Raw genomic sequence first — 10,352 nt, forward strand, 5'->3', positions numbered from 1 at the left:
AGAAGAAAAAATTAAAATGCTAAAAAGCTTCGGTGCAACTAAATATCAAATACTTACAAAGCTTATTCTTCCTTCTAATATAGGCAATATTATAAATATAGTTAAGATAAATATAGGTATGTCATGGGTTGGAGTTATAGTCGGAGAGTTCTTGGTATCAAGATATGGAATAGGATATTTGATAGTTTATGGAGGGCAGGTATTTAAGCTAGATCTTGTTATGATGGGAGTATTCGTTCTTGCAATATGTGCTCTTTTGATGTATCAGATAGTTAATCTTATTGAGAAAAGATATAAAGCTAGATAAAGCTTAAACCTATATCTAAAGATTACTTAGTAGTTTTTAGATATAGGCTCAAAACTAATAAAAATCAAGGATTTTATTAGGCTATTTAACTTTATAATTTGCTTCCATTTTCAATCATAAATGCTCTGACTCTTTTCACATCAACTTCATTTGGCATAGTATTTTCTCTTACACAAAGTGTAGCTGCATATCCTGCTGCATGTCCTTCTTCAAAACATTGTGCAACAACCCTTGCTGAGGCTAATGCTTCATGTTCAGCAGAGATACATCTTCCTACAGTCATAATACCTTCAATTTTTTGTGGAAGCATAACTTCAAATGGAATTTCGTAGTAATTATCATCTAAATTGACAACTTTTACCCCTTGGCTTCCTCCATGAATTTCAATTGGCCAAGCACTACGAACAATTGCTGTATCAAATTTCTTTGCATTAACAACATCTTCATTTTTCAGAGTATATTCTCCTAAAATAGTACGCGATTGACGTATTCCTATTTCTGAAGCAGTATCAATAATATATGCATCTTCAAATCCTTCAAGATATTCTTTTGCAAATCTTTCATACTCTCTTACTTGCTCTCTTCCTGCAAATTCTGCATAAGTTAAATCTTCTGCCTTCGTAGGATATAATACTTTATTATTCGCACCTATAATAGCTGTACAATTCATCATAGCCTGATCCTTACGTGGTAAAGGAAATACAAAAGGATGTTTTCTTGGTAGATCATAGATTCCTGTTTCATCAGCTTCTTTTACTTTTTCCCATATATCTTCTAAAGAATATTTTGATGCTTTATTCCAGTCTACATTTGCCATTCTAAAAGCCATAGTCATAGCTTGAATAACACCATCTTTTCCATAAATATAAGGAGCTCCTGCTTTAAAAGCTACATCCCCATCTCCTGTTGCATCTATGAATATTTTTCCTTTAATAGCACTTCGCCCATCCTTATTTTCTACAATAATTCCAACAATCTTATTTTCTTCCATTATTACATCTACAAAAGACGTATGCAATAATGCCTTTACATGAGCATTGTTTATTAATTTATCTGCTATTTCTTTCCATATAAATGGATCATGAGGTGCTAATGCAGTATGCCCAAATTTAACTTTCTCAACAACCCCTTTTTTTTCTTTTAATAAATCTAGAAATCTACCTGCAAAGCCATATACAATTTGCTCTATATCTCCATTTTCTGTAGAGCTATAAAGTCCTCCAATTGTACCTGAATACCCTGCAACATTTGCTCCTCCGAAAAATCCATTTTTTTCCACAATTATAGTTTTCATTCCCTGTTCTCCAGCAGTCACTGCCGCTGCAACACCAGATGGTCCTCCTCCTATTACTATAATATCGGCTTCTTTTATTATTTTAGTTTTTTTTACTTCTTCTAAAATTGAACTCATAAATAATTTCCCTTCCTAAATTTACTAATCTAAATCTCTTCCTGTGACTTTTTTAAAAAATTCTTTATTTATTTCTATTCCTAATCCTGGTTTATTACTAACAGCTATTTGTCCATTTATAATTTTAGGTTCATTTTCTGTAAGGTTTGTTATAAGTGTTCCATTCCAAAAATCAGGATGTAAATATTCAACATATTGTGAATTCCTATTTGATATTGCAAAATGTCTACATGCGGCACTTGTAATTCCTGTTTTCCAGTTATGTGGCATTAATTGTGCACCGTATAAATCACAAAGTTCTCCAATTCTTATTAGTTCTGTTATTCCTCCACATCTATTATAATCAGATTGAATAACAGATACTCCTGTTTGTTTTAACCATTCGATTGCTTCAAACCTAGTTGTTGACATCTCTGCACCGCAAAGTCTTGTATTTATTGATTCTGCTAACCTTCTATGACCTTCTAAGTCATCATGTTGTAAACATGCTTCAGCAAAATATAGATCAATGTCTTCTAATTGTCTAAGTGTCCATCTAGCAGCCTGCCAATCTGTCCATCTATATAAAAAATCTACCATCATATCAATTTCAAATCCTATTAGTTTTCTTAGTTCTCTAAGATATTCTACAACCTCTTTATCACTAACTTTATCATTAGGCATAACAACTACTTTTACAGCTTTCACTTTTCTCTCTCTTGCTTTTTCAATCAGTGGCTTATATGCTTGTATAATATCCTTTAATAGAGATTCTGCACTAATAGATGGATAGAGAGTATAGTATGGAGTTACCTTCTCTTTTTGTGCTCCACCCATTAGTTTATATGCTGGAAGATTATGTTGTTTTCCTGCTAAATCATATAGCGCCATATCAATTCCTGAAATAGCAAACATACCTAACCCTCTCATCCCAATCCATCTACTTGCATCATACATATCATCATAAATAGCTCTAAATTCTACTGGTTCTCTTCCCACTACTTTTTCAGTTATATTAGTTAACCATTTATGCTCAGTTTCTATTTCTGCAAATGCCTTCATACAATCTGGAGGTCCATCAGCTTCTCCTATTCCATATCTTCCTTTTTCATCTGTCACCTTTACAATTACAGTATTTTCACTCCAATTAGTTGCTTCTACATTAACAGGTATAAATTCTACATTAACAATTTTTTTCCCCATTTCTTTTTCCTCCATTCAATATTTATATTTCAGTTTTATCTAAATGTGCATAATCTTGTTTAAGCCATTTCATTAAACATACCGTCATAATTATATATAGGATTATCATTGGGAATCCCACTAAAACACACATTGATTTTATAGTATTTATTGATCCTCCCATAAAGAATGCTGCCAAACTCACAGCGGCTATCCCTACTGTCCATGCCATTCTTACCTTTAAATCTGGTTCCGCATCTGCATCTAATTCTTTTGTTGTCATCATTGATACAGCAACAGTTGCTGATGTCATTGTTGTAGACATCAAGAAAAACTCAACTATTAAGAAAATTACTAATACAATATTGCCTAACGGTAAAGATGCTATTGTTTCAATAATTGCAGGTGATGATCCTAAACTATTCATCCATTCTATTAAAGGTAATTTTCCTGTTAATTGCCCATTTACTGCATATCCTCCAAATATTGCAATAAAGAAAGCACATCCTGCTGAACCTGAAGTTATACAAGTTAGTACTAACTGCTTAATCGTTCTTCCCTTTGATATACGTGCCAAAAACAATCCCATCATTACTAAATAAGCAAAATACCATGCCCAATAGTACATTGTCCAATCCTGAGGGAAACCTGATTTTTGAACTGGATCTGACCAAAGACTCATTCTAAAAAAATTTGTACCTAATACACCTAAACTATCAAAGAAATATGAAACTATAAATCTTGTTGGTCCTACAATTAAAATAAATCCGCCTAATGCTAAAGCCGTATATACACAGATATTTGATAATTTAGCTACACCTTTTTTCATTCCAGCTAACATAACAACACTATAGAATACTACAAACAATAGAACAATCCCTACTTGTAAATATATGTTATTAGGAATCCCAAACATTCTATTAATTCCTGATCCTAATAAATCTACAGTAAATCCCATTGATGTAGAAAAAGCACCTAATGTTGCAAAAATAGCAATAATATTAATTGCATATCCTATCCATGAATTTGCATTTTTTTCACCTATTACATCTGAACAAACTGCACTTAATCTTAAATTTCTATTCTTTCTCTTATGAAGATAATATGCAAACGGAACTGCTGGTAAACAGAAAATAGACCAACCTATTGGCCCCCAATGATACATTGAATACGTTATCAACCATTGAGTTGATTCAACCGATCCTACTTTTGCAAACATAGGTGGTGCTTGTAAATAATACATGGGCTCTCCAATAGCCCAGTAAATAAGACTTGCTCCAACTCCAGCAGTAAACATCAAAAATGCATATGTAGAATTAGAAAATTCAGGCTTATCACTTTTATCTCCTAGTTTAACATTTCCATACTTTCCAAAAGACAACCATAGTAAAAATATTAATGCCCCAAGTCCTCCTATTTGTACTAACCATCCCATATCATAAGTTACCCAGTTCTTTCCTGCATTGGCTACTTTCAAAGATTTTTCTGGAGCAACTACTGCAGATGCTAAAATTAAAAACGTAAATATAATTGATGGCCAAAATAATTTACTATCTAAATTACTTTTGTTATTTTTAATACTCATAAATTCACTCTCCTATTTAACTTTTTTAGTCAGTATTTTAAATAATATCAACTAATATATCAACTGATATATTAGTTGATATTATTATATCTTTTCTCTTTATTATTTGCAAGTATATCTTTTAACAAATTTTTTTAATTTTTGATTTATTTTAACAAATCAATGTCATCCACAAAACAAAATTGTTATAATTTCCTGTAGAGTCAAAAAATAAAAGGTATTGTATAATTACATATACAATACCTTTTATTTTTTGACTAAATATACATATCAAAATTCAATTTACTAAGTCTTTCCACACAATCCAATAGATAATCAGACTTCTCTCCTGCTAAAACTTCATCTCCTGAAGCTACCGCTCTCATAAGGTCACAATGTGCATAGTTAATCTCTTTCGTAAGCTCTAGATCTATATTATATTGCATATAATATAATCTTCTTGATAATGCATGTAGTGGTGCAACAGCACTTGTAGCATAATGATTTCGTGAACACATTCCAATAAATTCATTAAATTCATTATCTATTTCAATAGCTTTTAACTCATCTTTTTCATTTGTAGCTTTTTCATATTCATCTGCTAATTGCAAAAATTTATCTCTTTCTGAGGGTGTCGCAAATTTTGCTGCACGAATTGCTATTAGTTTTTCGAGAAGACGACGCACCTCCAATTGCAAGAAAAATTCTTCTGCTTTTTGTTCAGTTACAAGAACTCCTCTACGTGGCATAATAGTAAGAAGGTGAGCTGCATCTAATCTTTGAATTGCTTCTCTTACTGGCATTCTTCCTATTTCTAATAACTCACTTAATTCTTTTTCTGTCCATAAGCTACCTGGTTTTAACTGCAATGTTATAATCATTGTTTCCAATTTTTTATATGCACTATCCGCAAGTGTTTCCTTATTTTTCTTTAAAACAATAGCTTTATTCTTCTCCATATCATTTACTTTTTTATTTTCAAATTTCATGTGTACTTTCCTTTCAATATAATCTCTTATATTTAATATCCTCTTGAAAATGTTTCTTAAATAAGTATATATTAGATAGTTTAATTCGTAAAGAATAATTATAATTTTACCTACTGTACTATTTATATAATATGAGAATTTCTAGTATTAAGATATGGAATAGGATATTTGATAGTTTATGGTGGACAGGTGTTTAAGATAGCTAAAGTGAAACTAAAGCCTATACCTTTACGATATAGGCTTTAATTAATGTAAATTCACTATTTTTATTGATTTATTATTTTCTGAAATCATTAATATTTTACCACTATTCACAAAAACTCTGGAAACTGAATCTGTTTATTGCTAAATTTAAATCACCTAATTCATCAAATACTTGGATAGGTTATACTTAATTAGACAATAAATACTCGGACATGATAATATTAAATAAATATAATGGGTTGGTGACTATAATAATACAAAATCATTTAAAGCTAAAGATAATAGATCTGATGAAGAAAATGACCTTATAAAACTTAGAAAAGAAATTAAACGTTTAGAGATGGAGAATGATATTTTAAAGCAAGCGGCGCTGATAATGGGACGAAAATAGCTATTATTAAAGCAAATAAAGATAAGTACAGTATCAGCGCTATGTGTAAATTATTAAATATATCTAGAAGTCTTGTTTATTATACTCCTGTAGAAAAATCATGCGATAGCAAATTAGACAATGCAATTATAAATATTTTTAAGAAAAGTAGAAATAATTATGGAACAAGAAAAATAAAAAAAGAATTGAGTAAAGACAGAAGTTTCGCATCTAAAATTTTTTTAGGGCATCAGCCCATTGAATCATAAGGGATTACAGGAATTGGGCAAGAAATGAATAAAATCCAAATTTAATTGCTATAAATGTAAATAACTATTTACAAAACAAAAACATCCTTGTACAATGAAATCTACTAAAAAAACAAAGTAAAGGATGTTTTAAGATGAGCAAAAGTTATTTAAAAAAGTTACTCACCTATATAAATAAGGTATACCATATTGGTGAAAAAATCAATAGTTTAAAAGATAAAAGACCAAAACCGCAGGTTGCAACTTCAACAGTTTCATTTTTAGTTCTAATGGGTTTTATGCTTCAAATGAGAAGTTTTAATAGATTAAATAAATGGACTAAAAAAGGTAAATTCAAGAAAATATTTAAAAGAGGAACTAAACTTCCTAGTATTGATACTGTTAGGTATTCTTTGAGTGAGTTTGATTTGGATACCCTCAATGCTACTTATGATAGCGTAATAAAAACAATAAATAAAAATAAAGTTTTCAATTGATGGATTAGCTGCCATTGTCCAAATGAGATTCAAGCTAGATCCATTTTCAAATAGCTTATTTATATTTTGCAACAGAAATAAAGATAAAATCAAAATACTACAGTGGGAACACTCTGGATTTTGGTTATACTATAAGAGATTAGAAAAAGGTAAATTTAATTGGCCCATGAATGAAAATCAAGTCAAAACCATTACTCAAAGAGAGTTACGATGGCTTCTGGATGGGTTATCTTTAGAACAACCAAAAGCACTAAAAAAGGTTCCTCAAAGATGCTTGATTTAGCATTATATTTATTTTTTAGAAATAACCAAAAGCTTGCAAAATCAACACTTTTAGGTGGAATTTTGTGGCTAAATATGGTATAATATTTATATGGTTAATATAGATAAAAACAACAAAAATCAAACTGAATATATAAAAAAATTAGAGGAGACTTGCAAATCTCAAGAAGCAGAAATTACACTTTTAAAAAATCAGATAGCCTGGATGATGGAGCAGATGAAACTATCAAAACATAAACAATTTGGTGCTTCTAGTGAGAAAAGTGAGTATGACCAACTAAGTTTCTTTAATGAAGCTGAAAAAGAAGTAAATAAAAACCTTCAAGAACCTACTATTGAAGAAATAGAGGTTAGATATAAGAGAAAGAAAAAAGTTGGTAAAAAAGAAGAAAATTTAAAGGGACTTCCTGTGACTGTAAAAGAATACTTTCTTTCAGATGAGGAAGCTAAATGTCCAAAATGTTTTAGTTCTAGACATATTATGGGTAAACATATAAGAAAAGAATTAAAAATAGTACCTGCAAAAGTAGAAGTAGTAGAACATGTTACTCATACTTATGCATGTCGTAATTGCGATAAAAACGGTGAACAGACCCCTATTTCTAAATCAAAAGCTGTAGAACCTGTTATTCTGGGCAGTATTGCATCTCCATCAATTGTGGCATATATTATGTCACAAAAATATGTGAATGCAATACCTTTATATCGTCAAGAGAAAGAATTCGAAAGATTAGGCGTAGATTTATCTAGACAAACTATGGCTAACTGGGTAATTAGATGTTCTGATGACTGGCTTTTCCCAATATATAATTTGATGAAAGAAAAATTACTTGAAAAAGATATACTTCATGCAGATGAAACAACTCTTCAAGTTTTAAAAGAATCTGGTAAGCCTGCTCAATCCAAATCATACATGTGGCTTTATAGAACTAGTGGATCAAGTGAAGAAAATATAGTTTTATATGAATATCAGCCAGATAGAGCATATAAAAGACCTGCCCAGTTCTTAAAGGGATTTAAAGGTTATTTACATGCTGATGGATATGAAGCATACCATAAACTACCTGATGATATAATAATTTTAGGATGCTTTAGCCATTGTAGAAGAAAATTTGATGAAGCTCTTAAATCAATAAAGCCTGCGGAGCAAATAGGTTCAAAAGCATTACAAGGTAAAAATTATTGTGATAAATTATTTAAAATAGAGAGAAGTCTAGTTGACTTATCACCTGAGGAGAGATTTAAAAAGCGTAATGAACTTTCAAAACCTATTTTAGACGAATTTTATGCATGGTTAAAAAACTGTAATGCTCTGCCTAAAAGTGCTTTAGGAAAAGCTGTAACTTATGCACTAAATCAATGGGAGTATCTTAATAATTATCTTCTTGATGGTAGAACAGAGCTAAGTAATAATAGAGCTGAAAGAAGTATAAAGCCTTTTGTAATAGGCAGAAAAAACTTCTTATTTTCAGCAACTGCTCGAGGTGCAAAAGCAAGTGCTACAATATATAGTATTGTTGAAACTGCTAAAGAAAATAGACTAAATCCTATGAAGTATCTTGAATATTTATTTAAAAAGATGCCGAACATAGATTTTAGAAATGACCCTCAGCAACTTGAAGAATTACTACCTTGGGCAAAACTTCCTATGGAATGTTATATTTCTGGTAAAGAGTCCTAAAATAATTTTTCAACTTAATAATTAAGGTATGGCCTCAAGAAATCAATAAGAAAATATTTCAATGGCTATGCCATAATATGTGCATCTAGAGAAAAGTTCAAATAATCTTATTTTTGAGCTTTAATTTAGATGCCTTTTTATTATGCTCAAAATTTTAGCGGTAAATAACAGTCAAGGTGTGAAGTTATTTACCGCTTACAAAATGAGCACGAATTTTAACAGCACCAGGTACAGTTACTTCCCAAGACTTTTGATAATTATTTGTATAATTATGTGGAGACTCAACTATCTTGCTATCGTCAATATTTCCAGCCGCATGTACATTATCAGGAACTGGTAAACTTACTAAAAGCAAGACAGCAATTAATATTGAAAGAATTCTTTTTAAAATATCTTTATACACTTTATTGAGCACCTCCTAGTTGTAGTTCTTTAATATCTTTATCTATGCCCATAATTATCATTGAATTTAGGTATGTTTCTGTGCTTTTATCTTTTTTCTGTTTTTTAATTATTTCTGAAGTCATTTCATCTAAAATAAGAAGGTTTTCTTGGTTAGTTAAGCCATTACCACTATACATTCCGACATAATTAATTTCATTATTTTCATCAATAATTTCATTTTTCCAGTGAAGAACTTTAATCCCTTTCTTGTCCAATTTATCAACTATATCTTTCTTATTTTCTTTTTTGCTTAATTTAATGACTGCTTTGCTAATACCATCCTTATAATCTTTCTTTTTAACAATTTTTGTGATATCTTTTTCTTTTTTTGGTTTTTTTTCTCTATTTATTTTATCTCTAGCCTTTTCTTCTTCTTTTTCTTCTTTTGTTAGTTTAGAGGGTATCATGGATTCATTTAATTCGACAGGTGCATCCTTAACAATTACAGCAGATTTTTTTCAGTTTTTTGAATCAGATAATTCTCTAACGGCATATCCTCTGATATAGGTTTTTTTTGATTATTGTAATTAGAGCAACTACTTAAAATAAACATAACCAAAATCACTGAGGTACTCTTCTTAATAATACCTAACATCAATAAACACTCCTTTCTAAATTAATAATATTTTTTGTATATAATTAAAATTATTCATAATAGATACACTCAAAACAGTTCTAACACTTTCACTTATTAATTTAATATTTTGATTCTATTTGAAGTTTTTAATATGGAATATAATTTAAAGGATGTAAGTCTTGAGAAGTTGTAATAATTAAAGTATAAAATTATTCTCCGAAAGAAAGGTATTTATTTTTCATGTTAAATGAAACTGAGATGCTAATAAAATTATCACAAGAATATACGGTTATAAATACTAAAAGTGTTCAATCTATACTTAAAGATTTTTTACAGTCATAACTATCCCAAAATATAACTATAAAATCAAAAGACTAAAAACATAAGAAATGGATACAAAACTAAAAAAATTCCTCCTAAAATAATACTTTATCAGATACTAGTACTCGTACTATTTGTACTAATTTGGGAAATAGCTGCTAATTTAAATCTTATAGATGTATTTTTAACCAGTAAGCCATCTGATATATTCAAGCTATTCATAAAATATTCTTCAAACGGAGAAATATTTAAGCATGTGGGAATATCAGTATACGAAACTATTTTAGGATTTATCC

11 protein-coding genes and 1 pseudogene are annotated in these 10,352 nt (G+C 29.8%); 5 read left to right on the plus strand and 7 right to left on the minus strand.

Going from position 1 to position 10,352, the window contains the following annotated elements:
• Window positions 1-307 (plus strand): ABC transporter permease (locus N4A48_RS00340; RefSeq protein ID WP_293663687.1); only part of this gene is annotated, 307 nt, incomplete at its 5' end.
• 91 nt (window positions 308-398) lie between these two features.
• Here N4A48_RS00340 and N4A48_RS00345 read toward each other — a convergent pair.
• The 4 genes from N4A48_RS00345 to N4A48_RS00360 all read right to left on the minus strand — a co-directional run bounded on the left by N4A48_RS00345 (window position 399) and on the right by N4A48_RS00360 (window position 5,432).
• Window positions 399-1,718 (minus strand): FAD-dependent oxidoreductase, encoded by a 1,320-nt coding sequence (locus N4A48_RS00345; RefSeq protein WP_293663688.1) that lies wholly within the window; start codon window positions 1,716-1,718, stop codon window positions 399-401.
• 24 nt (window positions 1,719-1,742) lie between these two features.
• On the minus strand, window positions 1,743-2,900 hold the full coding sequence (locus tag N4A48_RS00350; RefSeq protein WP_293663689.1) for a mandelate racemase/muconate lactonizing enzyme family protein: 1,158 nt from the start codon (window positions 2,898-2,900) through the stop codon (window positions 1,743-1,745).
• A gap of 22 nt (window positions 2,901-2,922) precedes the next feature.
• A complete protein-coding gene (locus tag N4A48_RS00355; RefSeq protein WP_293663690.1) occupies window positions 2,923-4,464 on the minus strand; it encodes a BCCT family transporter in 1,542 nt (513 codons plus the stop codon).
• Between the two features lie 257 nt (window positions 4,465-4,721).
• Window positions 4,722-5,432, minus strand: a complete 711-nt coding sequence (locus N4A48_RS00360) for a GntR family transcriptional regulator (protein WP_293663691.1) — start codon at window positions 5,430-5,432, stop codon at window positions 4,722-4,724.
• Window positions 5,433-5,871: 439 nt separating this feature from the next.
• Between N4A48_RS00360 and N4A48_RS00365 the strand changes: the two are divergent.
• The 4 genes and pseudogenes from N4A48_RS00365 to tnpC form a co-directional block, all read left to right on the plus strand.
• A pseudogene (locus tag N4A48_RS00365) lies at window positions 5,872-6,254 on the plus strand (IS3 family transposase); the annotation flags it as partial.
• 155 nt (window positions 6,255-6,409) lie between these two features.
• Entirely contained in the window at window positions 6,410-6,751 is a 342-nt protein-coding gene (locus N4A48_RS00370; RefSeq protein ID WP_293663692.1) for a hypothetical protein, read from the plus strand.
• Between the two features lie 22 nt (window positions 6,752-6,773).
• Entirely contained in the window at window positions 6,774-7,034 is a 261-nt protein-coding gene (tnpB, locus tag N4A48_RS00375) for an IS66 family insertion sequence element accessory protein TnpB (protein WP_293663693.1), read from the plus strand.
• A 90-nt stretch (window positions 7,035-7,124) separates the two neighbouring features.
• Window positions 7,125-8,714 (plus strand): IS66 family transposase, encoded by a 1,590-nt coding sequence (tnpC, locus tag N4A48_RS00380; RefSeq protein ID WP_293663694.1) that lies wholly within the window; start codon window positions 7,125-7,127, stop codon window positions 8,712-8,714.
• Between the two features lie 184 nt (window positions 8,715-8,898).
• Here tnpC and N4A48_RS00385 read toward each other — a convergent pair whose 3' ends face one another.
• From N4A48_RS00385 to N4A48_RS00395, 3 genes are all read right to left on the minus strand, one after another.
• Window positions 8,899-9,129: a hypothetical protein gene (locus N4A48_RS00385; RefSeq protein ID WP_293663695.1), complete on the minus strand. Its 231-nt coding sequence runs from the start codon at window positions 9,127-9,129 to the stop codon at window positions 8,899-8,901.
• Window positions 9,119-9,565, minus strand: coding sequence for a hypothetical protein (locus N4A48_RS00390; protein WP_293663696.1), 447 nt, complete (start codon window positions 9,563-9,565; stop codon window positions 9,119-9,121). Before N4A48_RS00390 ends, N4A48_RS00385 begins: the two co-directional genes overlap by 11 nt.
• A 602-nt stretch (window positions 9,566-10,167) precedes the next feature.
• On the minus strand, window positions 10,168-10,352 hold a 185-nt coding region (locus N4A48_RS00395), incomplete at its 5' end, for a hypothetical protein (protein ID WP_293663697.1).

Source organism: Tepidibacter sp. (assembly GCF_025210165.1).
Taxonomy (GTDB): domain Bacteria; phylum Bacillota; class Clostridia; order Peptostreptococcales; family Peptostreptococcaceae; genus Tepidibacter_A.